22 protein-coding genes, 2 tRNA genes and 1 pseudogene are annotated in these 24,696 nt (G+C 71.3%); 15 read left to right on the top strand and 10 right to left on the bottom strand.

What is annotated here, in order from left to right:
* Window positions 1–4 precede the first annotated feature (4 nt).
* Window positions 5–562, bottom strand: coding sequence for a TetR/AcrR family transcriptional regulator (locus ACYVAQ_RS22240; protein ID WP_460792772.1), 558 nt, complete (start codon window positions 560–562; stop codon window positions 5–7).
* Complete coding sequence (locus tag ACYVAQ_RS22235) at window positions 559–2,802, bottom strand: molybdopterin-dependent oxidoreductase (RefSeq protein ID WP_460792771.1); 2,244 nt, start codon at window positions 2,800–2,802, stop codon at window positions 559–561. The genes ACYVAQ_RS22240 and ACYVAQ_RS22235 overlap by 4 nt, the downstream gene beginning before the upstream one ends.
* 50 nt (window positions 2,803–2,852) lie before the next feature.
* Here ACYVAQ_RS22235 and ACYVAQ_RS22230 point away from each other — a divergent pair, with 50 nt between their 5' ends.
* The 6 genes from ACYVAQ_RS22230 to ACYVAQ_RS22205 all read left to right on the top strand — a co-directional run bounded on the left by ACYVAQ_RS22230 (window position 2,853) and on the right by ACYVAQ_RS22205 (window position 8,703).
* Window positions 2,853–3,158: an antibiotic biosynthesis monooxygenase family protein gene (locus tag ACYVAQ_RS22230; protein ID WP_460792770.1), complete on the top strand. Its 306-nt coding sequence runs from the start codon at window positions 2,853–2,855 to the stop codon at window positions 3,156–3,158.
* A 59-nt stretch (window positions 3,159–3,217) separates the two neighbouring features.
* The gene (locus tag ACYVAQ_RS22225; RefSeq protein WP_460792769.1) at window positions 3,218–4,615 is read left to right on the top strand and encodes a glycine--tRNA ligase; all 1,398 of its coding nucleotides are present in this window, start codon (window positions 3,218–3,220) and stop codon (window positions 4,613–4,615) included.
* A 4-nt stretch (window positions 4,616–4,619) separates the two neighbouring features.
* On the top strand, window positions 4,620–5,324 hold the full coding sequence (locus ACYVAQ_RS22220; protein WP_460792768.1) for a hypothetical protein: 705 nt from the start codon (window positions 4,620–4,622) through the stop codon (window positions 5,322–5,324).
* Complete coding sequence (gene dusB, locus ACYVAQ_RS22215; protein WP_460792767.1) at window positions 5,321–6,493, top strand: tRNA dihydrouridine synthase DusB; 1,173 nt, start codon at window positions 5,321–5,323, stop codon at window positions 6,491–6,493. Before ACYVAQ_RS22220 ends, dusB begins: the two co-directional genes overlap by 4 nt.
* Before the next feature lie 124 nt (window positions 6,494–6,617).
* Window positions 6,618–7,448 (top strand): mucin-2 protein, encoded by an 831-nt coding sequence (locus ACYVAQ_RS22210; RefSeq protein WP_460792766.1) that lies wholly within the window; start codon window positions 6,618–6,620, stop codon window positions 7,446–7,448.
* A gap of 31 nt (window positions 7,449–7,479) precedes the next feature.
* The gene (locus ACYVAQ_RS22205; protein WP_460792765.1) at window positions 7,480–8,703 is read left to right on the top strand and encodes a deoxyguanosinetriphosphate triphosphohydrolase; all 1,224 of its coding nucleotides are present in this window, start codon (window positions 7,480–7,482) and stop codon (window positions 8,701–8,703) included.
* Window positions 8,704–8,779: 76 nt separating this feature from the next.
* Here ACYVAQ_RS22205 and ACYVAQ_RS22200 read toward each other — a convergent pair whose 3' ends face one another.
* Window positions 8,780–9,703: a hypothetical protein gene (locus ACYVAQ_RS22200; protein WP_460792764.1), complete on the bottom strand. Its 924-nt coding sequence runs from the start codon at window positions 9,701–9,703 to the stop codon at window positions 8,780–8,782.
* A gap of 63 nt (window positions 9,704–9,766) precedes the next feature.
* Entirely contained in the window at window positions 9,767–10,570 is an 804-nt protein-coding gene (locus ACYVAQ_RS22195; RefSeq protein ID WP_460792762.1) for a L,D-transpeptidase, read from the bottom strand.
* 164 nt (window positions 10,571–10,734) lie between these two features.
* Between ACYVAQ_RS22195 and ACYVAQ_RS22190 the strand changes: the two are divergent.
* From ACYVAQ_RS22190 to ACYVAQ_RS22180, 3 genes and pseudogenes are all read left to right on the top strand, one after another.
* Window positions 10,735–10,920: pseudogene (locus tag ACYVAQ_RS22190) on the top strand (CHC2 zinc finger domain-containing protein); the annotation flags it as partial.
* Between the two features lie 417 nt (window positions 10,921–11,337).
* Entirely contained in the window at window positions 11,338–13,545 is a 2,208-nt protein-coding gene (gene dnaG / locus ACYVAQ_RS22185) for a DNA primase (protein ID WP_460792803.1), read from the top strand.
* Window positions 13,546–13,626: 81 nt separating this feature from the next.
* Window positions 13,627–13,699: transfer RNA gene (locus tag ACYVAQ_RS22180), tRNA-Asn, on the top strand.
* 24 nt (window positions 13,700–13,723) lie between these two features.
* Here the strand turns inward: ACYVAQ_RS22180 and ACYVAQ_RS22175 are convergent.
* Entirely contained in the window at window positions 13,724–14,590 is an 867-nt protein-coding gene (locus ACYVAQ_RS22175; protein ID WP_460792761.1) for an SCO6745 family protein, read from the bottom strand.
* 55 nt (window positions 14,591–14,645) lie between these two features.
* The gene (locus ACYVAQ_RS22170; RefSeq protein ID WP_460792760.1) at window positions 14,646–15,047 is read right to left on the bottom strand and encodes a hypothetical protein; all 402 of its coding nucleotides are present in this window, start codon (window positions 15,045–15,047) and stop codon (window positions 14,646–14,648) included.
* A gap of 117 nt (window positions 15,048–15,164) precedes the next feature.
* Between ACYVAQ_RS22170 and ACYVAQ_RS22165 the strand changes: the two genes are divergently transcribed.
* The 4 genes from ACYVAQ_RS22165 to ACYVAQ_RS22150 all read left to right on the top strand — a co-directional run bounded on the left by ACYVAQ_RS22165 (window position 15,165) and on the right by ACYVAQ_RS22150 (window position 19,076).
* Window positions 15,165–15,875: a response regulator transcription factor gene (locus tag ACYVAQ_RS22165; RefSeq protein ID WP_460792758.1), complete on the top strand. Its 711-nt coding sequence runs from the start codon at window positions 15,165–15,167 to the stop codon at window positions 15,873–15,875.
* Window positions 15,875–17,269 (top strand): sensor histidine kinase, encoded by a 1,395-nt coding sequence (locus ACYVAQ_RS22160; RefSeq protein ID WP_460792757.1) that lies wholly within the window; start codon window positions 15,875–15,877, stop codon window positions 17,267–17,269. Before ACYVAQ_RS22165 ends, ACYVAQ_RS22160 begins: the two co-directional genes overlap by 1 nt.
* A gap of 83 nt (window positions 17,270–17,352) precedes the next feature.
* Window positions 17,353–18,981, top strand: coding sequence for an LCP family protein (locus ACYVAQ_RS22155; protein ID WP_460792756.1), 1,629 nt, complete (start codon window positions 17,353–17,355; stop codon window positions 18,979–18,981).
* A gap of 21 nt (window positions 18,982–19,002) precedes the next feature.
* Window positions 19,003–19,076: transfer RNA gene (locus tag ACYVAQ_RS22150), tRNA-Ile, on the top strand.
* Here ACYVAQ_RS22150 and ACYVAQ_RS22145 read toward each other — a convergent pair.
* Genes ACYVAQ_RS22145 through ACYVAQ_RS22135 form a run of 3 tightly spaced genes read right to left on the bottom strand, consistent with a single transcriptional unit; the run spans window position 19,074 to window position 21,963 of the window.
* Window positions 19,074–20,129 (bottom strand): DNA adenine methylase, encoded by a 1,056-nt coding sequence (locus ACYVAQ_RS22145; RefSeq protein WP_460792755.1) that lies wholly within the window; start codon window positions 20,127–20,129, stop codon window positions 19,074–19,076. The genes ACYVAQ_RS22150 and ACYVAQ_RS22145 overlap by 3 nt on opposite strands.
* Window positions 20,130–20,138: 9 nt before the next feature.
* Entirely contained in the window at window positions 20,139–20,969 is an 831-nt protein-coding gene (locus ACYVAQ_RS22140) for a DUF72 domain-containing protein (protein ID WP_460792752.1), read from the bottom strand.
* 34 nt (window positions 20,970–21,003) lie between these two features.
* Window positions 21,004–21,963 carry a serine/threonine-protein kinase gene (locus tag ACYVAQ_RS22135; RefSeq protein ID WP_460792751.1) on the bottom strand — a complete coding sequence of 320 codons (960 nt, stop codon included), beginning with the start codon at window positions 21,961–21,963 and terminating at the stop codon, window positions 21,004–21,006.
* 105 nt (window positions 21,964–22,068) lie between these two features.
* Here ACYVAQ_RS22135 and tyrS point away from each other — a divergent pair, with 105 nt between their 5' ends.
* Window positions 22,069–23,340: a tyrosine--tRNA ligase gene (tyrS, locus tag ACYVAQ_RS22130; protein WP_460792750.1), complete on the top strand. Its 1,272-nt coding sequence runs from the start codon at window positions 22,069–22,071 to the stop codon at window positions 23,338–23,340.
* Window positions 23,340–24,377: an alpha-hydroxy-acid oxidizing protein gene (locus ACYVAQ_RS22125; RefSeq protein ID WP_460792749.1), complete on the top strand. Its 1,038-nt coding sequence runs from the start codon at window positions 23,340–23,342 to the stop codon at window positions 24,375–24,377. The genes tyrS and ACYVAQ_RS22125 overlap by 1 nt, the downstream gene beginning before the upstream one ends.
* Before the next feature lie 93 nt (window positions 24,378–24,470).
* On the opposite strand, the gene ACYVAQ_RS22120 is transcribed toward ACYVAQ_RS22125, so the two are convergent.
* On the bottom strand, window positions 24,471–24,696 hold a 226-nt coding region (locus ACYVAQ_RS22120; protein WP_460792748.1), incomplete at its 5' end, for a hypothetical protein.

Raw genomic sequence — 24,696 nt, 5'->3', positions numbered from 1 at the left:
GAGGTCAGGCGGAGCCCCACATCGTCACGAGGCTGCGCCCGGCCGACCGGAGCGGCTCCACGGACCGCTGAGCCCGGCTGACCAGCAGGGCGCCCTCGATCGCGCAGATCGCCAGGTTGGCTCGCGCCTCCGCCTCCTCGAGAGGTACGCCGGAGCGGGCGAACGCCTCGCGCAGCAGACCCGACCACCCGGCGAAGGCCGCCGCGGCCGCCTCCCGTGCCGCGGGCGTCTCGTCCGCCGCGAGCGCCGACGCCGCGACCGGGCACCCCTGCTCGAAGTCGCTGCGCTCGAGCCGTCGGCACCAGATCTCGACCAGCTCCGTGACCGCGGCGCCGGGGTCACCGGCCGAGGCCAGCTTGGTGATGAGCCCATCGGTCAGGACCCCGGCCCGGGCGGCCGCGGCCGCCGCCAGCTCGTCCTTGCCGCCGGGGAAGTGGTGATAGATCGACCCCCGCGGCGCGCCGCTGTGCTCGACGACGTCGCGCAACGACGTACCGGCCACGCCACGGCGCGCGAACAGGTCGATGGCGCCGTCGATCATCGTCTCCCGTGCCGAGGTCACACCCGCTCCAGCCGTGCGGGCACGTACTTGTGCCACGGCGTGCCCGCGAGGAAGTCGCGGTGGTGCAGCGAGGTGAGCTCGTTCGGAGCGACACCGGGGGTGCCGTCCTCGTGGGCCACCCCGAGGCCGTTGGGCAGGGACATGTGGCCGGGCTGCATCTGGTCGGTCACCTCGACCACCGCGACGGCCTCCCCGCGCTCGGTCACGACCCGCAGCGAGTCGCCCGACTCCACGCCGTACGCCGACGCGTCCGTCGGCGACAGCCGCAGCGCGCCCTGCCGGTCGCGACGCCGCCACGACGGGTCGCGGATGATCGTGTTGGCCGTGAAGGCCCGCCGCTCGCCGGCCGACAGCACCATCGGGAAGTCCTCGGTGGTCCACGAGCTCGGCTCGGTGGCCAGCGCGCGCAGGTGGTCCAGGAGCTCGGGGATCTCCAGGGTGAACCGGCGGTCAGGCCGGCGGACGTAGTCCCACGCGTTCTCGTGGTCGTCGCGGGTGAACACCACGGCCTTGCCGCTGAGGATCCGCGAGAACAGGGCGTTGCCCGGTTCGAAGCCGGTGCCGCCGAAGCCGGCCCGCGCCACCGACGCCGGCTGCGCCATCGCGCACAGGTGCGCGACACCCCACAGCGCGGCGGTCCCGCGCGCGGACCCGAGGGTCGGCCCGAGGGTCTCGTACAGAACGTGACCGGCCAGGCCCATCAGCCGGGGGTCGGCGCCGATCGCCGCGAAGAAGGCATCGGCGTACGCCGCGAGGCCGTTCTCGGCCGCCTTCCGCAGCGGCGACAGCGTCGCGTCGTCGACGACCCCGAGCGCCCGGATGACGCGGGCGTAGATCTCCGGCTCGTCGAGCGTGCCCTCCAACGGCTCCATCAGCGGCGCGCGCAGGTGGAAGACGTTCTCGGGGAAGTCGACGTTGAAGAAGGTGCACTCCCACTTCTCGAACTGGGTGGCCGCGGGCAGCACGTAGTCGGCCTCGCGCGCCGTCTCGGTCATCGCGACGTCGATGACCACGCTGAGCTCCAGCTTGCGCATCGCCCGGCGGAAGGCCGCCGAGTCGGCGAGGGAGTGGGCCGGGTTGACGCTGTCGATCCACATCGCCCGGAACCGGTCGGGGTGGTGGGTGTCGATCTCCTCGGCGATCGAGTTGCACGGCACCAGGCCGGAGATGATGCGCGCCCCGGTCACCGGGGTCACCTTCGACCCGCCGCCACCGGTCCCGCCCGCCAGGGCGGCGAACGTCGAGTGCAGGAACATCCCGCCCTGCTTCGCGAAATTGCCGGTGAGGATCCACAGCATCTTGTTGAGGTAGGAGCTCAGCGTGCTGTGCGGCGCCTGCTGGATGCCGAGGTCCTCGTAGGTGCACGCGCTCTTCGCGGCCGCGATCCGTCGGGCGGTACGCCGGATCAGCGACTCGTCTACGCCGCACCGCTCCGCGTAGTCGGCGATCGGGACCTCGGCGTACGCCGCCAGCACCGCCTCGGCGCCGGTCGTGTGGTCACGCACGAAGTCGTGGTCGATGAGGTCCTCCTGGACCAGCACCGCACCCAGCGCGGCCAGGCACCAGGCGTCCGTCCCGGGTCGCACCTGCAGGTGGATGTCGGCCATCGCCGCGGTCTCGCTGCGGCGCGGGTCGATCACCACCATGCAGCGGTCCGGGTCGGCCGCCATCTCCTTGAGCACCGGCCGGGCGCGCGGGAAGGAGTGCGACTGCCACGGGTTCTTGCCGACGAAGACCACGACCTCGGCGTGCTCGAAGTCGCCCTTGGTGTGGCCGCCGTACAGCCGGCCGTCGACGTACATCTCGCCGGTCTTCTCCTGCGCGAGCGCGTTGGACCGGTAGCGCACGCCGAGGGCCGCCTGCAGCGACTGTTGGTAGCCCGCGCCGAGGTGGTTGCCCTGCCCGCCGCCTCCGTAGAAGAAGATCTTGTCGCCGCCGTGCTCGTCGCGGATCGCCGCGAGCCTGGCCGCGATCTCGCTGATCGCCACGTCCCACGGGATCTCCTCGTAGCTGCCGTCGTCACGGCGGCGCAGGGGAGAGGTCAGCCGCGACGTCCCGTTCTGGTAGCGGTCCAGCCGCAGCGGCTTCTCGCAGGTGTAGCCCTGGGAGGAGGGGTGTGACTTGTCGCCGCGGATCCTGACCAGGTGCCGGTCCTGCACCTGCACCTCGATGCCACAGTTGCACTCGCACAGGATGCAGGCGGACTTCTGCCACGTCGGCTCGGTCGTCGCTTGGGTCATCGAAGGCTCCTCAGAGGGTTATGACAGTCGTCATAACGTAGGATCGGTCCGTGCTCGTCGTCAACCGGTTCCGTGGCGATGACGCCCTGCGCGCCGACCTCGAGTCGGTCCATGCCCTGCTGAGCGACCAGCCCGGCTACCTCGACGGCGCGATCGGCCGCAACCTCGACGAGCCCGATCTCTGGGTGCTCACCACCCGCTGGATCAACGTCGGCGCCTACCGGCGGGCCCTGTCGTCGTACGAGCTGAAGATGTACGGCGTCCCGGTGCTCAGCCGCGCGATCGACGAGCCCGGCGCCTACGAGCTGGTGGAGCCGTCCGGAGTGCTGAACGAGGCCGGTACCCGCGTAACCTAGGCGCGATACGCACGACCGCACGGCAGCCGGCCGCGCGGCCCGAACCGAAGGATCCTCCTGTGGCCAAGCCGCCCCCCTCCACCGTCGACAACGTCGTCTCCCTGGCCAAGCGCCGCGGATTCGTCTACCCGTGCGGCGAGATCTACGGCGGCACCCGCTCGGCCTGGGACTACGGGCCGCTGGGCGTGGAGCTGAAGGAGAACATCAAGCGCCAGTGGTGGCGCTCGATGGTGCAGAGCCGCGACGACGTCGTGGGACTCGACTCCAGCATCATCCTGCCGCGGCAGACCTGGGAGGCCTCCGGCCACGTCGCGACGTTCAACGACCCGCTGACCGAGTGCCAGTCCTGCCACAAGCGCTACCGGGCCGACCACCTGCAGGAGGCGTACGCCGAGAAGAAGGGCATCGCCGACCCTGACACCGTGCCGCTGAGCGACATCGCGTGTGCCAACTGCGGTGCCCGCGGCGCGTGGACCGAGCCGAAGCAGTTCTCCGGCATGCTCAAGACCCACCTCGGTGTCCTCGAGGACGAGTCCGGCCTGCACTACCTGCGCCCCGAGACCGCGCAGGGCATCTTCCTCAACTTCGCCAACGTGGTCACCAGCCAGCGGATGAAGCCCCCGTTCGGCATCGCCCAGATGGGCAAGAGCTTCCGCAACGAGATCACGCCCGGCAACTTCATCTTCCGCACCCGCGAGTTCGAGCAGATGGAGATGGAGTTCTTCGTCAAGCCGGGTGAGGACGAGGAGTGGCACCAGTACTGGATCGACACCCGCCTGGCCTGGTACGTCGACCTCGGCATCGACCCCGACAACCTCCGGCTCTACGAGCACGCCAAGGAGAAGCTGTCGCACTACTCCAAGCGCACCGTCGACATCGAGTACCGCTTCAACTTCGCGGGCTCGGAGTGGGGCGAGCTCGAGGGTGTCGCCAACCGCACCGACTTCGACCTGGCGACGCACATGGAGCACTCCGGCAAGGACCTGCGCTACTTCGACCAGGCCGCCAACGAGCGCTACGTGCCCTACGTGATCGAGCCCGCAGCCGGCCTGTCGCGCAGCCTGATGACCTTCCTCGTCGACGCGTACGCCGAGGACGAGGCTCCCGACACCAAGGGCGGTGTCCGCAAGCGCACCGTGCTGCGGCTCGACCCGCGCCTCGCGCCGATCAAGGCCGCCGTGCTGCCGCTGAGCCGCAACGCCGACCTGACCCCCAAGGCGCAGGCACTGGCCGCTGAGCTCCGCAAGAACTGGTACATCGACTTCGACGACGCCGGCTCGATCGGCAAGCGCTACAGCCGCCAGGACGAGGTCGGCACGCCGTACTGCGTCACCGTGGACTTCGACACCCTCGAGGACCAGGCCGTCACCGTGCGCGAGCGCGACTCGATGAGCCAGGAGCGGGTCGCGCTGGACAAGCTGACCGCCTACTTCGCCGAGCGATTCGTGGGGTGCTGACGTCGTGAACCGTCGGATTCTCGGGGTCATCGGAGCGCTCGCGCTGGCGCTCCCCGCGTCGGCGTGCGGCTCGGGCAGCCCGACCGCCGCACCGAGCGACTCGTCCTCGCCGACCGTCGCTCCGTACCTGACCGCCGTGCCGTCGGGCGTCTCACTGACGACCCCGGGCTCGGCGCTGAAGCTCGGCGACCACGCGGTCATCGCGTGGCACCCGAAGGTGTCGACGACGGCCGTGCTGGACGTGCAGATCACCCGGATCGAGCGCACGACGTACGACAAGTCGTTCCAGGGCTGGAAGGTCAGCTCCGCGCAGGCCGCGACCACGCCGTACTTCGTGCGCGCGGTCGTCACCAACGAGTCGACGACGCCGTTGAACCGCCTCGCCGTGCCGATCTGGGCCGAGCAGGACGGCGGCACCCTGGTCGCCGCGCAGCCGTTCCAGCAGCGCACCTTCCAGCCGTGCCACCCCTACGTCACGCCGGCGTCGTTCGCGCCCGGTGCGCGGATCGACATGTGCTTCGTCTTCGCCATCTCGCCGGGCCAGGACCTGAAGTCGGTGACCTTCCGTCCCTACGACGACAGCAACCAGCCGCTGCAGTCGGTGACCTGGACCGGTCGCGTCAGCACCAAGGTCCAGCCGCCGGTGACCAAGAAGCCGAAGAAGAAGTCCACCAAGGGGCCGAAGAGCACGAAGAGCGCGAAGCAGTGACGCTTCGGCTGGGCTCGCTCGAGGTCGCGACCCCCGTCGTCCTCGCGCCGATGGCGGGCGTGACGAACGCCGCGTTCCGCCGGCTCTGTGCCGAGTACGGCGCCGGCCTCTACGTCTGCGAGATGATCACCAGCCGCGGCCTGGTCGAGGGTGACGAGACCACCAAGCGGATGCTCGTCTTCGACGAGCTGGAGTCGGTGCGCTCGGTGCAGCTCTACGGCACCGATCCGACGTACGTCGTCAAGGCCGTCACCATCCTCTGCGAGGAGTACGACGTCCGCCACGTCGACCTCAACTTCGGCTGCCCGGTCCCCAAGGTCACCCGCAAGGGCGGCGGCGGAGCGCTGCCCTGGAAGCGCGGCCTGCTCGGGCGGATCCTGGAGCAGGCGGTCGCGGCCGCGGCGCCGTACGACGTCCCGGTGACGATGAAGACCCGCAAGGGCATCGACGACGACCACCTCACCTACCTCGACGCGGGCCGGATCGCCCAGGAGGCCGGGTGCGCGGCGATCGCGCTGCACGGCCGGACGGTCTCGCAGGCCTACTCCGGCACCGCCGACTGGGAGGCCATCGCCGAGCTCAAGCATTCGGTGACCGAGATCCCGGTCCTCGGCAACGGTGACATCTGGGAGGCCTCCGACGCGCTCCGGATGGTCGAGGAGACCGGCGTCGACGGCGTCGTCATCGGGCGCGGCTGCCTGGGCCGTCCCTGGCTGTTCCGCGACCTGGCATCCGCCTTCGCCGGCCGCGATCGTTGGTTGAGTAGCGGCGAGCGAGGAACGAGCGAGCCGCGTATCGAAACCACCCTCCCGAACCTCGGCGAGGTCGCCGTGATGATGCGCCGGCACGCCGAGCTGCTCAGCGAGCACATGGGGGAGGAGCGCGGCTGCAAGGAGTTCCGCAAGCACGTCACCTGGTACCTCAAGGGCTTCCCCGCGGGTGGTGACCTTCGTCGCACCCTCGGCCTCATCGACTCCCTCGCGACCCTCGACGACCTGCTCGCGAGCCTCGACCACAGCGCCCCGTTCCCCACCTCCGAGCTGGGTGCTCCCCGCGGCCGGCAGGGTGCTCCGCGGGCCAAGGTGGTGCTGCCCGAAGGGTGGCTCGACGAGGCCGACGGCTCGCAGATCCACCTCACCGAGGACGTGTCGGAGACCACCGGCGGGTAGTGCTCACGCTGAGCAGAACCCCGTGTGCCGATTCGGCGGAGCCGTGCGCGTGTGCGATGGTCGTTGACCGACCCCCACACCAGCAGCACCGAGACAGCATCCGCGAAACGAAGGAATCAGCGCCGTGGCCATCAGCCACAAGCGGGAAACCGCACGCCGCAAGCCCAAGGCCGCGCTCATCGCCGGCCCCCTCGCCGTCCTGGCGACCGGAGTCACGGTCGCGGTCGGCGTCCTCGGCTCCCAGCCGAGCACGACCCTCGCCGCCGACAGCGCGCAGGCCGACCTCGCCAACGTCGCGACGTCCGGCCAGAGCCGTCCCGCGACGGTGTCGCGCAGCTACCAGCGCCCCTCGGCGCGGCCGGCCCTGAAGCCGGAGCCGATGGTCCCGATGTGGACCACCGACGCCCTCAACCTGTGGACCGGCCCCGAGGACAGCGCCGCCCAGCGCGGCGAGATCGAGGCGCGCAAGCGGGTGCTGACGACCGGTGCGGTGCAGTCGGGTCGCGAGGAGATCGTCGTCGACGGCGCCACGCTGTGGGTCACCCAGGGCTACCTGGCCAAGAACAAGCCGCCGGCGGACCCCGCGCAGCAGGCCCTGGTGTTCAAGCCCTGTGGCGACATGAGCGTCACCCGCGGCCTGGTGCCCGACATGGTCCGTGCCTACGAGGCCGTCTGCAACGCCTTCCCGGCCGTCACCTCGTACGGCGGGCTCGGCAACCGCCCCGAGCACAACACCGGCCACGCGGTCGACGCCATGGTCTACGGCGACCGGGCGCTCGGCCAGCAGATCGCCGACTTCCTCCAGGCGCACGCGAGCGAGCTGAACCTCTACGACATCATCTGGTACCAGCACATCTGGACCCCCGTCCGCTCCTCCGAGGGCTGGCGGCTGATGCCGAACCGGGGCTCGGCCACCGCCAACCACATGGACCACGTCCATTTCGCCGTCAACTGAGCGACCGCCTCAGAGCCGATAGGGTCCGAGCGTGGACCCGGTCGAGGAGCGGTACGACGCGCACGCGCGCGAGCGCATCGTGCCCGAGCCGCCGAAGCGGGTCGACGCCCCCGAGCGGCTCCCGTTCGAGCGTGACCGCGCCCGCGTCGTGCACGCCGCCTCGTTCCGGCGGCTCGCGGCGAAGACCCAGGTGTGGGGGCCGGCCACCGACGACTTCATCCGCAACCGGCTGACGCACAGCCTCGAGGTCGCCCAGATCGCCCGTGACCTCTCGCGCGCCCTCGGCAGCCACCCGGACATCGCCGAGACGGCGGCCCTCGCTCACGATCTCGGCCACCCGCCGTTCGGGCACAACGGCGAACGCGTCCTCGACGAGCTCGCGGCGGCGTGCGGTGGCTTCGAGGGCAACGCGCAGACCCTCCGGCTGCTCACCCGGCTCGAGTCCAAGACGCCCGGTGCCGGCCTCAACCTCACCCGGGCCACGCTCGACGCCTGCACCAAGTACCCCTGGGCCGTCGGCGAGGGCCCGGACCCGGCGAGCCCCAAGTTCGGTGTGTACGCCGACGACCTGCCCGCCTTCACCTGGGCCCGCACCGGAGCCCGCGGCCTGCAGCGGTGCGTCGAGGCGCAGATCATGGACCTGTCCGACGACGTCGCCTACTCGGTCCACGACGTCGAGGACGGTGTCGTGGCCGGGATGATCGACCTGCGCCACCTCGACGAGGCCGCGGTCGGCTCCACCGCCGCGCTGTGGTTCGGCGCGGTCGACGGCGAGTCTCTGGCGGCCGCCCTCGGCAGGTTGCGTGAGGTCGGCAGCTGGCCCACCTCGTCGTACGACGGCACCCGGGGCAGCCTGGCCGCCCTGAAGAACCTCACCAGCGACCTGATCGGGCGGTTCTGCGGCGCGGTGCAGCAGGCGACGTTCGGCGCCAGCGACGGACCCTTCGTCCGGTACGCCGCCGGCCTGGTCGTCCCCGACGAGACCTGGGCCGAGATCACCCTGCTCAAGTCCGTCGCGGCGCACTACGTCATGCAGGACGCCGGTCGCGTGGCCGCCCAGGAACGCCAGCGCGAGCTGCTCGCCGAGCTGGTCGGCGCGCTCGTCGACCGCGGGCGCGACGCCCTCGAGCAGAGCTTCGCCGCGGACTGGGATGCGGCGCCGGACGATCCGGCCCGGCTGCGCGTGGTGATCGACCAGGTGGCCTCGCTGACCGACGCCAGCGCCGTCACCTGGCACGCCGACCTCTGCCGCTGACCCACCGGGCAAAAGCGGCGATCGGCCGCGACCCCCGGAGGAGTCACGGCCGATCGGCGTACCGTGCAGGTCTGCGTCAGCCGGTGACAGCGGCCTTGGTGTGCGTCGGCGTCGGGGTCGGCGCGTTGGACGTGACCGTCCGGTGCGCCACGTTGCCGCAGGTCGCGGAGGTCACGATGATCTCCTGGTTCTGCAGGATCGGGAGGTCGATGACGATGCCGTCGACGGTGAAGGTGCCGTCGGAGTTGAGGGTCTGGCGGTTCGTCTCGATCTTCACGACGCCGGGGATCTCGACCTTGGCGTTCTTCTGGTTGGTGTCGACGTTGATCGGCAGGCCCAGCAGGTTCAGGTTCGCGACGTTGAACGTGCCGGTGTGGCCGTGGCACTCGGTGGTGACGGCGTCGGCGCCGACGACGCTCGCGGTGCCGGCGAGCACCTTGCACAGGCCCGAGAGGTCATCGGGGAGGAGCTTGGAGAGATCGATGGCCTTGACGAGGCTGAGGTCGATGCCGGTGCCTCCGCTGACCGCGTCGAGGATCGGACCGAGGACGGTCAGGTCAAGGGTGCCGGTGCCCTGCTTGACGGCGTTGGTGACCTGGTTGAGCGGCACCTGCTTGAGCGCGGTGCAGACCGGCCCGAGCTGGCTCGTCAGCGTGGAGAGCTGGCTGGCGAGACCGTTGAGGCCGTTGCCGATCACGCCGAGGTTCGTCACGTCGGAGTGGGCGTAGCCGTTCTTCGCCTTGACGTTGACGACGCCGCCCGAGAGCAGCGGGTTGGTCGGGATCGAGACGAGCGAGTTCTTCGCGAGCTTGCCGTCGGTCGAGACCACGGTCGGGGTCTTCTGGATCGGGATCGGCCCCGTGGCGACCAGGCCGAACGCCGACGACGGCGCCTGCGCGGCGTGGCCGGAGCTGAGGCCGCCGACCAGCGCCACCGAGGCTCCGGCGGTGACGAGGGCGAGCGTGCCGCCGACGGCGGCGAGCTGGCGCTTGAGCTTCATGGGTGTCCCCTTTTCCTTCACAGAACTGCACGGTACGTGGTGTCGCGGTTCCCCGCTGGTGAATCAGGTGTTGGTGATGAGAACCGCTGTTCCCAGCGGGATGGTGCTGAGCCGCTCCAAGGCGCTGGAGGGCACTCGGATGCAGCCGTGCGACACGGCGTTTCCGAAGACTGAGGCGTCGGGCCACCCGTGGATCGCCACCGTCCCGGGCCCGCCGCCGTAGCTGTCGAGCGTGGCGCTGTGCGTGCCGAGCGGCAGGATGACCGGCGAGAACGACTGGTTGTCGTCCACCACCTGGCCGAGCAGGAAGGTGCGGCCGGTCGGGGTCGGCGTACCGGGCGCGCCGATGGCGACGGTCCACGACCCGACCAGCGTGGTGCCGTCGAAGAGCTGCAGCTGGCGGCTCGCGAGGTGCACCTGGATCTGGTACGGCGACTTCGCGTGGTCCAGCCCGCCGTTCTGCATCCACGCGGTGGAGCCGTCCGGACGGGAGGGGAGCAGCACCTGGACCCAGGACCCGGCGTGGGCCACGACCGGCAGCCAGGTGTCACCGAACTGGGTCGGCTTGATCTTGGCGAACGCCCGGCCACCCGGCTTGGTGAACAGCGCGGTCACGCGGCGGGGGTGCACGACGGTGCCGTCGGGCGCGAGGTCGGCCGCGGTGTCGCGCGGTGCGCCGGGGATGCGGGTGTCGGTGCTGCTGAAGGGGAGGCCCTTGAGGCTGACCTTGCCGTGGGACGCCACGGGCGTCGCGTCATCGGTCTTGTTCATCGAGCGCAGGGCGACGATCAGCGCGGCGCACAGCAGGAGGGCGATCACCAGGGCGACGGGCCACGTCGAACGCGATCGCGCAGACAGGTCGCTCATGATGTCCCTTCCTCCCGAGAAGGCTCCGCGCGGCACCCTCCGCACCGCGCGTCCGATGTGACCAACGACATGGAGCCTGCCGGGTCACGTCCGGAGGGTACCGGATACGGGCCGTCGGCGTGACCAGCGCGGTCAGGTCGGAGCCCGTCAGTAGGATCGCGCTCGTGGCAGGCCGGATCCGTGACGAGGACATCGCGGCGGTCCGGGAGAAGGCCCGGATCGACGACGTCGTGTCGGCGTACGTCACGCTCCGCAACGCCGGCGGCGGATCGCAGAAGGGCCTGTGCCCCTTCCACGACGAGAAGTCGCCGAGCTTCCACGTCAACCCGTCCCGCGGGTTCTACCACTGCCTCGCCGGCGAGACGCGGGTCCTGACCTGGGACGGCCCTCGCGAGATCCGAGAGCTCGCGGGCGGCGTGCACACCGTCCTGAACCGGCACGGCGACTGGGTCGAGGCGCCGTTCAAGTCGTACGGGGTCCAGCGGCTCCTCAAGATCACCCTGACCCGCAACAGGCAGCGCAAGGAGCTCTTCGCCACTGACGGCCACCGGTGGTTCGTCCGGTCGGGCGCCGGTGACCGATCGAGCAAGGAAGTGCTCACCTCCGACCTGCATGCCGGTCACCGCCTCGTCGCGAAGTTCCCACGGTCGCGCATCGCGAGGACGACGCTCTCACCCTTCGGCATCGCGCACGGATTCACCTACGGCGACGGCACGCGCATAGGGAACGGGAGCCTGGCGCTCGTGTGCCCGCCGAAGGACATCGCGATGCTGAAGTGGTTCCCGAACAGCCACACGACGATGAAGGACGAGACGAACATCCTCGTCCACCACCTTCCGGGCTTCTTCAAGGATCGGCCCCCGATCGACGAGTCGGTGTCGTACCTCTACGGCTGGCTCGCCGGCTACTTCGCCGCAGACGGCTGCGTCGCGAAGGACGGCACGGTCATCATGAGCTCGGCCGATCGCGACGATCTCGAGTTCTTCCGCACGATCTGCACCAGGCTGGGGATTGCGACGTACGGCATCACCAGCCACCGGCGCCTCGGCTACGGCGCCGAGAACAGCGACCTGTTCCGCATCCACCTGGTGAACGAGGACCTCAAGACCGACTTCTTCCTCCTCGACGAGCACCGTCGGCGATTCGAGTCCGCCGAGAAGAAGTTCGCGCGCCGGGGGTGGGTCGTGGAGAGCGTGGAGGAGACCGACCGACTCGAGGAGGTGTTCTGCGCCGAGGTCGCGGACGGCCACGCCTTCACGCTCGAGGACAACATCCTCACCGGAAACTGCTTCGGCTGCGGAGAAGGCGGCGACGTCATCAGCTTCCTGATGAAGATCGACGGCCTCAGCTTCACCGAGGCCATCGAGCGGCTGGCCGACAAGGTCGGCATCGAGCTGCGCCGCGAGGAGGGGGACGCCTCCGACCGGCCGAAAGGCCCGCCGCGGCGGCGCCTGATCGAGGCCCACGCCGCCGCGCAGGAGTGGTACGCCGAGCAGCTGCTCACCCCCGACGCGCTCGTCGCCCGCCAGTTCCTCGACCAGCGTGGCTTCGACCGCGAGGCCGCCCTGAAGTTCGGGGTCGGCTTCGCGCCGCGGGAGGGCCGCGCGCTCAACGAGCGCTTGCGCAGCAAGGGCTTCACCGTCGAGGAGATGACGGTGGCGGGTCTGATCGGTCCGTCGGGCTACGACAAGTTCCGCGGCCGGCTGCTGTGGCCGATCAGGGAGGGCTCGGGGGAGACGATCGGCTTCGGCGCCCGGCGGCTGTTCGACGACGACCGGATCGAGGCGAAGTACCTCAACACGGCCGAGACGCCGATCTACAAGAAGAGCCACGTCCTCTACGGCATCGACCTCGCCCGCCGCGAGATGGCGCGCACCTCGCAGGTCGTCGTGGTCGAGGGTTACACCGACGTGATGGCCTGCCACCTGGCCGGTGTCGGCACCGCCGTGGCGACCTGTGGCACCGCGTTCGGTGACGACCACGCGCGCATCGTGCGCCGGTTCATCGACGACCACGACGAGTCGCGCGGCGAGGTGATCTTCACCTTCGACGGCGACGCGGCCGGACAGAAGGCGGCGCTCAAGGCGTTCCAGGGCGACCAGCGGTTCGTCGCCCAGACCTACATCGCCGTCGCCCCAGACGGCCAGGACCCGTGCGAGCTGCGCATCAGCGCCGGTGACGCCGCGGTCCGCGACCTGATCGCCGGTCGCCGGCCGCTCTACCGCTTCGCGCTCGAGGCGGTGATCGGCCGCTACGACCTCGACCGCGCCGACGGCCGGGTCGATGCGGTGCGCGCGGGGGCCGAGCTGATCGCGAGCGTCCGCGACCAGGGCAAGGTCCAAGCCTTCGCGCGCGAGCTCGCGGGCCTGGTCGGCGTCGACCCGAACGAGACCCTGGCGCAGGTACGCCGCGCCGCCAAGCAGCCCCGCAGCACGACCACCGAGCAGCGGCGTACCCCCACCCAGGACGCGCCCGAGCGCCCGGCCGCCCCGCCGCTGCCCGACCCCCGCGACCCCCGCTTCGCGATCGAGCGCGAGACGCTGAAGGTCGTGCTCCAGCACCCCGTCGCGATCGGCCGGAGCACGGCCCAGATCACGCCGGAGGACTTCACCCATCCGACGTACCGGGGCGTCTGGCAGCTCGTCGCCGCCGCCGGCGGGCCGGCCGCGGGTGACGGCGACGCCGGCTGGGCCGGCCGGATCCGCGAGGCCGCCACCGACCCGAGCGTTGCCGCCGCGGTCAGCGCCCTGGCCGTCGAGCCGCTGCCGACCGCCCGCGAGGCCGACGCCGAGTACGTCGCCTCCCACGTCTTCCGGCTGCTCGAGCTCACCGCCCAGCGCCGGATCGCCGACGTCCGCTCCAAGCTCCAGCGCACCGACCCGAACAGCCCGGACTTCGCCGGCCTCTTCGCCGAGCTCGCATCGCTGGAGCAGGGCCGTCGTACCCTCCGCGACCGCATCGTCGGCGCCCCCTGATCCGGATCCCGCCCGATTTCGGCAGGCCGCCGCGGACTTGCTAAGGTTTGGCCGCTGTCGGTCCCCGGACCGGAGCCGCTTTCCCCCATAGCTCAACTGGCAGAGCATTCGACTGTTAATCGAAGGGTTATTGGTTCGAGTCCAATTGGGGGAGCCGAGGAACAGCCGCTGACGAACGTCAGCGGCTGTTCGGCTTTTCGTCGAGCCGCAGCCCCATCGGCGCCGCCGCGGGGATGTCGCCGCTCGCGACGACGGCGGCGGTGAGCGGCTCGAGCAGCGCCACCAGCTCGCCGCGCTCGTCGTCACCGAGGCAGTCGTACGCCGGCGCCGCGAGCTCGTCGGTCAGCTGCTCGATGCGCGCGTCGACCGCGCGCCCCTCGGTGGTCAGCGCGCCCTCGCCGATCAGGCCGCGCGAGGCGAGGGACGCCGTGCAGGCCGCCCACTCCTCGCCGGTGAAGTCGCGAGCGGTGGTGTACGTCGACCGCGGGATCCCGGTCGCGGCCGCCCGGAAGACGTGCGCCTCGCGTCCGCCGATCCCGTGGGCCTGCAGGGCGACGACGTGGCTGTCCCCGCGGTGCTCGCGGAGCAGCGTCGCGGCGTGCCACAGCCGTGCAACCGGGTCCTCCGGCCACGGCAGAGCGGCGTTCGCGGCGTACAGCGGCCGCCCCTCGGGTGCGGCGGACGCGGCCGCACGGTGGGCGAGCTCGGAGGCGCGCGCGAGTCGATCGCCGTCGACATCGCCGAGGACCCGGTGCAGGGCCGCCACGGACCCGGTCAGCCGTGCCTCGAGGGCCGCCGACGGCGTACCGAACCCCCAGGCGTCGGGCAGCGCGCCCTCCACCCGAGCGGCCGAGAAGTTGTAGAAGATCGCCCGGACCAGCTCGGGGCCGACGGCGCCCAGGGGTGCCGCCCGGCCGGCGAAGTAGCCCATCCAGTAGCCCCGGTAGCCGACCTCGCGGAGCGCGGTCAGTGGTTCGGGGGAGAAGTAGACGACGGCGTGGAGCGGCTCGAGCAGACGCCAGAGCGTGCGTGGGTACGAGGACACGCCTCGGTTCTACTGCGCGCGGGCGAGCGTGTCGATGGCGTTTCCGTGCCGCGGTTCAGCTCGACGTGGTCGATCCAGGCTGCTGACCCGGCAGTCCCGAGAAGCCCTGTCCCGAGAAGCCCTGCCCCGGCACGCCCTGCCCCGGGACGCCCGGCATGCCCGGCATCCCGCCGGGCATGCCGGGCCCCTGCCCGGAGCCGAACCCGAGCCGACCGGGCTGCGACCGGCCGTCGCCGTGTCCGCCGGTGACGGCCGTGAGACCGGCGCCCGTCGCCCCGCCCACGATGACGCCCGCCGCCGCGACGGCGAGGACGGCCCGGAGCCGGAAGACCCGGTCGCGCAGCCGTGGTGCTGCCGGTGGTGCGGGGTCGCTCGGTGGGGTGGGCGGAGCGGGGGCGGCGACCGGCGCCGGGTCGTCGGTGCTGCTCGCGGCGATGTCGGACGGGTTCTCGGACATGCCCCGAGGCTGCTCCGGCGATCTGTGCCGGCGCTGGACCGAACCTGTGCGGAACCCGTGAGATCCTCCCAGTGCGCGCACAGCCGCTTCACAGACTCAGGCGGGAGGATCGGCGACGTGACCGAGACACGACCCGACGGATCCCCGCTCCGCGCCCTCGTCGTCGACGACGAGGTGAACATCGCCGAGCTGCTCGCCATGGCCCTGCGCTACGAGCGGTGGGACGTCGACGTCGCCCACACCGGCACAGCTGCGGTGAAGGCGGTGCGCACGCAGGAGCCCGACGTGGTCGTGCTCGACATGATGCTGCCGGACTTCGACGGCTTGGAGGTGCTTCGGCGCATCCGCGCGATCGCGCCCCACGTGCCGGTCCTGTTCCTCACCGCTCGCGACGCGGTCGAGGACCGGGTGGCAGGGCTGACCGCGGGCGGCGACGACTACGTCGTCAAGCCGTTCTCGCTCGAGGAGGTCGTGGCCCGCCTCCGAGGTCTGGTACGCCGAGCGGGCATGGCCTCCGAGGCGAACGGGTCGGTCCTCGCGGTCGGTGACCTGGTGCTCGAGGAGGACAGCCGCGAGGTGTCGCGCGGCGGGGTGCCGATCAGCCTGACCGCCACCGAGTTCGAGCTGCTCCGCTTCCTCATGCGCAACCCGCGCCGCGTGCTCAGCAAGGCACAGATCCTCGACCGGGTGTGGAGCTACGACTTCGGCGGGCAGGCCAACGTCGTCGAGCTCTACATCTCCTACCTGCGCAAGAAGATCGACGCGGGCCGCGAGCCGATGATCCACACCCTGCGCGGCGCCGGCTACGTCCTCAAGCCGGCCATCTGATGCGCCTGCTCCCGACGCTCACCTCGCGGCTGGTCATGACGGCGGTCGCGCTGGTGGCCGTCGTGTGCGTCCTGATCGCCACCACCACGACCCTCGGCATCCGCTCGAACCTGATGAGCCGCCTCGACGACGACCTCGCGACGCTGTCGCACCGTCCTGGTGGCGGCTTCGGACCTGACGGACAGCTGAACGTGACCCCCGGGACCCTCATCGCGATCATCCCCGCGAACGGCCAGGCGTCCGGATTCGTCGGCACCTTCGACCGCAGCGCACCCGATGCACTCGGCTCCGGCGCGCTCGGCGCGGTCGCGGACGTCCCGGTCGGCTCGACCCCGCACACCGCGCACGTCCCCGGGGAGGGCAGCTACCGCGTGATCGCGCAGAGCGGCACGACCGCGTCCGGCGCGAGCGTGACCGTGGTGCTGGGCATGCCCACCCGCGAGGTCGACGCGACGATCGAGAACCTGGTCTGGTGGGAGGCCGCGCTGACCCTGCTCGGCGTCGTCGGTGCGGGGATGGCCGGCACGGTCGTCGTACGCCGTCAGCTCCGGCCGCTCAACGAGGTCGCACGGACCGCCCACGCGGTGGCCCTGCAGCCGCTGGACGCCGGCGAGATCGCCATCTCCGAACGCGTGCCCGCGCACCTGACCGATCCGCGCACGGAGGCAGGCCAGGTCGGCGCTGCGCTCAACACGCTGCTCGAGCACGTCGAGTCCTCGCTGGACGCGCGGCACCGCAGCGAGCAGCAGGTGCGGCAGTTCGTCGCGGACGCGTCGCACGAGCTGCGCACGCCGCTCACCACGATCGCCGGCTACACCCAGCTCGCCCGCCAGCACCCGGAGGCGGTCGACGTCGCGCTCGGCAAGGTGGACGAGGAGTCGCGCCGGATGACGGCCCTCGTCGAGGACCTGCTGCTGCTGGCGCGCCTGGACTCGGGCCGACCGCTGGAGCGGGCGCCGGTGGACCTGAGCCGGATGCTCGCGGCGGCGGTCGACGACGTACGCGTCGTGGACCCGGAGCACGACTGGCGCCTGGAGCTCCCCGACGATCCGCTGGTCGTCGTCGGCGACGCGGGACGGCTGCACCAGGTCGTCACCAACCTGCTGACCAACGCGCGGAAGTACACGCCCGCCGGCACGACCGTGATCACCCGGGCGCTGTCCGACGGCTTCGAGGTCCAGGACGGCGGGCCCGGCATCCCGCCCGACCTCGCCCGGGTCGCCTTCCAGCGCTTCACCCGCGGCGACGCGGGGCGCCAGCGCGCCGGCGGCGTCGGCCTCGGACTGGCTCTGGTGGACGCGATCGTCCGCGCCCACGGCGGCACCGTGCGCCTCGCGAGCGTGCCGGGTGACACCCGGTTCGAGGTTAGGCTGCCGCGGGCCGCGAGCTCCTGAGCCGGGGCGGCGCGCGCTCCCGCAATGGGGTGATGCACCGGCACCGCCGGTAACCTGTGGCGACTCTTCAGCCGGAGGTACCGATGTCGATCGAGGTCGACCGCACCCGCGCCGGAGGCGCACGGCGCGCCTCACGGTCGGTCCGGCTGTCCCGTCGTGAGCGACGCGCGCTCCGGCGCGACACGACCCACTCCGCCGGCCGTCGGGCTCTGCGGCCCGGCGACGCGGCACCCGCCCGGCCCGCCGACCTGCCGCGCGGCGGGCGTCGGATCGCCCGCGTCCGCCGGCGCACCCACGGCCTCCCGGGCACGGTCGGCATGACCTTCCTCGGTGCCGTCATCCCCGGCTCCGGCTACCTGTACGCCGGACGCAGGCTGGTCGGCGGCGTCGTGCTCGCGGGTTGGCTGGCGATCGTCGTCGGGCTGCTGGTCCGCTTCGGCACCGACTGGCACCGCGCGCTCGACCTGGTCTTCGACCCGACCGCGCTCCGCGTCGCCGCGGCCGTGGTCGGCCTGCTGCTGCTGATCTGGGTCGGCGTGGTGTGGACGTCGTACCGGATGGTCCGCCCGCGTCGTCGTACCCGCCTGCAGACGGTCGTCGGCAACCTCGCCGTGGTCGTGATCTGCCTGGTCGTGGCCGCGCCCGTCCTCCGGGCGGCGCAGTACGCCGTGGCGACCGCCGGTCTCGTGACCAAGGTGTTCGACAACAACACCACCGCGACCACGCCACACCTGGACGCGAAGGACCCGTGGGCCGACAAGGCGCGGGTCAACGTGCTGCTGCTCGGCGGCGACGGCGACATCGGCCGCGAGGGCGTCCGCACCGACAGCATGATCCTGCTGAGCATCGACACCCAGACCGGCAAGACGACGACCTTCAGCCTCCCGCGCAACCTGGCCAACGCCCAGTTCCCGCCGGACAGCCCGCTGCGCAGGCTCTACCCGAACGGCTTCGGCGACGGCGACCCGGCCGACGGCAACTACATGCTCAACGCCGTCTACCGCGACGTGCCGATGTACCACCCGGGGGTGCTCGGCAAGAGCAGCAACGAGGGCGCCGACGCGATCAAGGAGGCGATCTCGGGGACGCTCGGCCTCCCCGTCGACTACTACCTGCTCGTCAACCTCAGCGGCTTCCGCGAGATCGTCAACGCGATCGGTGGCGTGACCGTCAACGTCAACGAGCCCATCGCGATCCAGGGCGACACCAGCGACCACATCCCGCCGATCGGCTACATCGCGCCGGGGCCGAACGAGCACCTCGACGGCTACCACGCGCTGTGGTTCGCCCGCGGTCGCTGGGGCGCCGACGACTACCAGCGGATGGACCGCCAGCGCTGCATGATCAAGGCGATCATCGACGCCGCTGACCCGGCGACCCTGCTGACGCGCTACCTCGACGTGGTCAAGGCGGGCAAGAAGATCGTCCTCACCGACATCCCCAAGGAGATGGGTCCCGCCTTCGTCGAGCTGGCCCTGAAGATGAAGGACGCCAAGGTCCGCTCGGTGGTGTTCAAGACCTCCGCGCAGTTCAGCTCCGCCGCCCCGGACTTCGACTACATCCACCAGACCGTGCAGGCCGCGCTCGACCCGGCGAAGCACCCGCACCACACGTCGTCCAACCCGCCGGAGAACCCCACCGATGTCTGTGGCTACCACCCGACGGGCAGGACGGTCGCCGACGCCGAGGCCTACGACGCCCAGTTCAAGTAGACCACTAGCCTGATCCCTCGAGGGGCGGTAGCTCAGTCGGTCAGAGCAGAGGACTCATAATCCTTGGGTCGTGGGTTCGAGCCCCACCCGCCCTACTCGGAGCCCGCCACCCGCGCGGCCGCCTCGACCCGCTCGGTCGGTCCGGCGATGAAGAGGTACTCGACGTTGCGCAGGTGCGAGACCCTGCCGACCTTCTCCCCACCCGGGTTGAAGATGCCGATCTGGGCGCCGACATACCGCTTGCTGTCGAAGGCGAGCATCCGCACGTCCTCGTGCCCGGCGTCGCGCAGCGAGTCCACCATCTGCTCGGCGGTGATCCAGGACTCGTCGTTGTACGACACCACGACGACCTCGGCGCGGGCCCGCTGCACGAGCCCTGCCAGCGCCACCGGCATCTCCCGCTTCACGTTGAACACGCTCCGCGTGGCTGCCTCGCGGCTGTCGATCCGCTTGCACGCCACCCCGTAGTGCTCGGGAGCGTCCCACCGGACCAAGGTCTCCCAGATGTGGTAGTTCGTGAAGTAGCGGTGCTGGTTGTACGGCGGGTCGAGGTACATCAGGTCGACGGGCGGCAGCTCGTCGATCGTCTCCAGCGCGTCGCCCCTGACCGTCGTGCCACCGCCCGGCAGCAGCGCGGGCGCGCGCAGCTCGAGGTCCCGGTGGGCGCGCGGCGCCCACTCCTTCAGGTACGCCATCTGCAGCCCCGTCGTGGAGTCCACGCGGTCGGCCGCCAGGATCAGGCTCGTCAGCAGGATGGGGTAGAGCGGCGACGACCGGTACTCCTCCTCCAGCACGGTGCGGATCGCGTCGACCCGGGCGCCGTTCTTGGGCTGGAAGAACCGCGACCGCACGCAGAACGTCTCGGTGAAGTAGCCCGGGTCTCCCGGAAGGGCGGCGAGCCGCCTCAGCTCGTCGTCCAGCTCCTGCACGTCGATCTCCGTCGCGTCGGTCGCGATGTAGCAGTCGCTGAGCACCTGGCTGTACGTCGCCACGTCGGTCGCCGTCACGGTGAGGCCGCGGCGCTTGAGCTCCTGCGCGACGCGCGTCGTGCCGGTGAACAGGTCGACGGCCGTCTCGGCCTCCACGGCCGCGGCGATGTCGCCGAGCACGGGCACGAGCGTTCGCTTCGAGCCCAGGTACTTGATCACAGGGTGAGGCTACGGCTCCGCGGCCGGCCCGAGTCGCTCCAGCAGCGCCACGGCGTCGTACGGCGCCCGCCCGTCGGCGTCGTTGTCGAAGTAGACCAGCACGTCGGTGACCCCGGGGGAGTCCGCCCAGTGCCGGCATCGCTGCGCCCATCGATCGAGCGAGGCGTCGGGGTACCCGCCGTCGTACAGCTTGCTCTCGCCGTGCAGCCGCACGTAGACGACCGGGCTGGTGACGGCGTCGATGCACGGGAACCGGCCGGCGGAGTCGGCCACGACGCACCCGATGTCGTGCTCGCGCAGCTGGGCGATCGCTGACGGCTGGGCGAAGCTCGGGTGCCGTGCCTCCAGCACGTGGCGCAGCGGGCGGTCGGCGTCCGTCGTGGTGTGGGCACGGTCCTCGGGGACGCGCTCGTCGTGGTGGTCGGCCAGCTCGGCGGCGGCGCGCGTGGTGCGCGGCAGGAGGCGGAGGAAGTGCTCGAGCAGGTCGGCGTCGTACGCCACGCGCTCCGGGAGCTGCCACAGCACCGGGCCGAGCTTCGGGCCGAGCACCAGCGGCCCGGAGGCGAGGAAGTTGGCGAGCGCCTGCTCGACGTCACGCAGCCGCTTGAGATGCGTGATGTAGCGGCTGCCCTTCACCGCCAGCACGAAGTCGTCCGGCGTCGCCTCGCTCCAGCCGAGGTACGACGACGGCCGCTGCAGCGAGTAGAACGACCCGTTCAGCTCCACGGTCGTCATCCGCTCGCCCACGTAGCCGAGCTCGTCGCGCTGGCGCAGACCCCGTGGGTAGAAGTCGCCGCGCCACCGCGGGTAGCTCCACCCCGACACGCCGACCCGGATCACCGCCGTCGAGTACCCGAGGCTCCTGCCCGCATGCTCAGCGCGCGCCCGCGATGAGCAACCGCCCGCCCCTCCGCACCAGGTCGAGCGTGACCGTCTCTACGTGGGTGCGACCGCCGAGCCGGTAGCGGTAGGTGTACGTCACCGACATCGTGGCCGGCCGCGCCGCCACGCGCACGACCTGCGGCGCGTCCACGGCGGACCAGAACTGCACGTAGCGCGGGCTCTCCCGTTGGTACGCCGCCGTCAGCATCCCGAAACCGGTACTCGGCTCGCTGCTGGCCGTCGTCACGTAGCGGCGGGCGAACGCCGCCAGCTCCCGTGCCGACGGCCGCGTGTGCCGCGCGCGCTTCGGCGGGGTGGTCGGCTGCGTGGACGTCGTGGCTGGAGAGCTGGTCGGCACGAGCGGAGGCGGTGCCGCGGCGGGGGTGTGCGGACCGGTGCGGTGTCCGAGGACGAGCACGACCGCCACGATCCCGAGCGTCACGACGAGCGCGGCGAGGACCAGCACCAGCATCGCCGTACGCCGCCGCGGAGGCGGCTCGTCCATGGCCACCTCGGCCGACTCGGCCAGTGCCTCCGGGATGGTCGGCTCCGGCTCGCTGGCCTGCCGGGCCTGGAGGTAGTCCGCGACCTCGGCCATGTGCGGCCGCTCGGCCGGGTCGGTGGCGAGCATCATCTCCACCAGGGGTCCGAGCCAGCCGGCCCGCCGCAGCCGTGCGGGCTGCTGCGCCGAGAGCTCGTACGGCGGATGCCCCGCGATCGCGTGGAAGAGCAGGGCACCGACCGACCACACGTCGGTCGCGGTCGTCGGCGCCTTGCCCGCACTGACCTCGGGAGCCACGTACGCCGGGTCCAGCGACCCAGGCACCAGGCCGCGCACGTGCTCGCCGACGAGCGTCTGGACCAGCGGCAGCGCCGCGCGGGCAGCCTCGTTGGGGCTCATCCGGGCACCGCCGTGCAACGAGGCGACGAGGTTCCCGGCGTACTCGCTCACCCTTCCGACACTAGGACATCTGCAGTCCGCAAATCCGCCTCGATGGGCGCGGCGCGGCGCGGATGCGGCAGGCTTGGCCCGACCCGACCAAGCGAAAGGACCATCGTGTCTGTCGACCCCACGCTCCTCGACGATCTGGAATGGCGCGGCCTCATCGCGACCTCCACCGATCGCGACGCCCTGCGCACCGCGTTGAGCGAGGGCAGCGTGCGGTTCTATGTCGGCTTCGACCCGACGGCACCCAGCCTGCACATGGGCAACCTGGTCCAGATCGTCACGGCCAAGCGCCTTCAGGACGCCGGTCACACGCCGTACCTCCTGGTCGGTGGCGCGACCGGCATGATCGGCGACCCGCGCGACTCGGGTGAGCGCACGCTCAACTCCCTCGACACCGTCCAGGAGTGGACCGAGCGCGTACGCCGCCAGGTCTCCGCGTTCGTCTCCTTCGAGGGCGACAACGCGGCCACGGTCGTCAACAACTACGACTGGACCTCCGGGCTGTCGACCATCGACTTCCTGCGCGACATCGGCAAACACTTCCCGGTCAACCGGATGCTCGCCCGCGAGACCGTCAAGCGCCGCCTCGAGTCCGGCATCAGCTACACGGAGTTCTCCTACGTGCTGCTGCAGTCGATGGACTACCTCGAGCTGTTCCGCCGGCACGGTGTCGCGCTGCAGTTCGGCGGCTCCGACCAGTGGGGCAACCTGACCGGTGGCGTCGAGCTGATCCGGCGCGCGGACGGCGGCCACGCGCACGCGTTCGCGACGCCGCTGATCACCAAGGCCGACGGCACCAAGTACGGCAAGACCGAGGGCGGTGCCCTCTGGCTCGACCCGGAGATGATGTCGCCGTACTCCTTCCACCAGTTCTGGCTCAACGTCGAGGACGAGAAGGTCGGCGAGCTGCTCCGGATCTTCACCTTCCTCCCGCGCGCCGAGATCGAGGCGCTCGAGGCGCGTCACGCCGAGGCCCCGTTCCGGCGCGAGGCCCAGAAGGTGCTGGCCGACGAGGTCACCACGCTGGTGCACGGAGCCGACCAGACCGAGCAGGCCAAGGCCGCTGCCCAGGCGCTGTTCGGCACCGGCGACATCACCGCGCTCTCGGCGAGCACCCTCGCCGCCGCGCTGGGTGAGGCCGGCGCGACCGAGGTGCCCGCTGCAGACGGCATCCCGAGCGTGGTCGACCTCTTCGTCCTGACGGGACTCGCGTCCTCGCGCGGCGAGGCGCGCCGCACCGTCGGTGAGGGCGGCGCCTACCTCAACAACGTCCGCGTCGAGGACCCCGAGCAGGTGCCGTCGTCCGACGACCTGGTCGACGGGGCCTGGCTGGTGCTGCGCCGCGGCAAGAAGAAGTTCGCCGGGGTCCGGGTCTCCTGATGTCCGGCGGGTGGGCAGCCGATCTTCGTCGTACGGCGGAGGAGCGGCTGCCCGCTGTCGTCTCCCGCTACTTCGCCGCGGGCAGTGGCGACGAGGTCACCCTCGGCGAGGCCACCGCCGCCTGGCGGTCGGTCCGCTTCGCCTCCCGGGTCCTTCGTGGCGAGGTCGTCGTCGACACCCGCACCGACCTCTTCGGTACGACGTACGCCCGCTCGTTCGGGATCGCACCCACCTCGCTCCAGCGCTGCGCCGACCCACGCGGTGAGCTCGCCATGGCCGAAGCCGCAGGAGAGGCGGGCGTCCCCCACGTCGTCTCCTGCAACGCCGGCCACCGCTTCGCCGACATCGCCGCCGTGGGAGCGCCCTGGTGGCTGCAGGCCTATGTCTCCTCCGACCGGTCCGCCACGCTCCGGATGCTCGACGCCGCCGTGGCTGCGGGCGCGGGCTGCGTGGTCCTCACGGTCGACACCCCGGTACCGGGCGCGAAGCAGGGTGCGTCCGACGCGGACTTCGTCGACGTCGACCTCTCCTGGCATCGCACCAACTACCCGTCGGCGCCGGCGCGCGGACAGCGCGGCGCCTGGGCCCTCGACCTGGGTCTGGACGACATCGGCTGGCTGGGGGAGCGGACCGGACTGCCCGTCGTGGTCAAGGGGGTGCTGCACGCCGACGACGCCATCGCCGCCGTGGAGGCCGGCGCAGCCGCGGTGTGGGTGTCCAACCACGGCGGGCGCCAGCTCGACCGGGCCGTCGACACCGCGACCGCGCTGCGGTCGGTGCGGAGCGCGGTCGGGGCGGACTGCCGCGTGCTCGTGGACGGCGGGATCCGCTCGGGCCTCGACGTGCTGGCCGCGCACGCCCTCGGCGCCGACGCGGTGTTCCTGGGCCGGCTACCGCTGTGGGCGCTCGCTGCGGGTGGCCGAAAAGGCGTTCTGACCTGCATGGATGCGGTCGCGAGCGAGCTGGAGGAGGGGCTCCTCCTGGCCGGCGTGGGTACCCCGCGGAGGGCCGCAGAGGCCCTCCAGAAGGCCGTGTGACCGCGGACACCCCACCCCGATTTGTGCTCCCCGCCGGGTGTCTGTAATGTTCTCTTTGTCGCCAGGGAGCGGCGGGAAACAAGGCGCTGGCCGTCAGGTCAGCGAAGGGTTTCCGGCCCCGGGCGGAAGTCGATCGATCAAGACCAGCGCTTTCGCGCCGCGGCCAAATCGGACGGCCACCAGTGGGAAGAAGAGTTCGCAAGGGTGAACTTCCAACGCGTGTGATGTTTGAGAACTCAACAGTGTGTCATGCATTTGATTGTTGTGAAATGTTTGTGCGGCGACCTTAGGGTTGTCGGAGTATTTTCGGCAATGAATG

It is taken from the genome of Nocardioides maradonensis (genome assembly GCF_054777115.1).
Note: the sequence above shows the minus strand (reverse complement) of the source record. Positions and strands in the feature narration are given on the sequence as shown.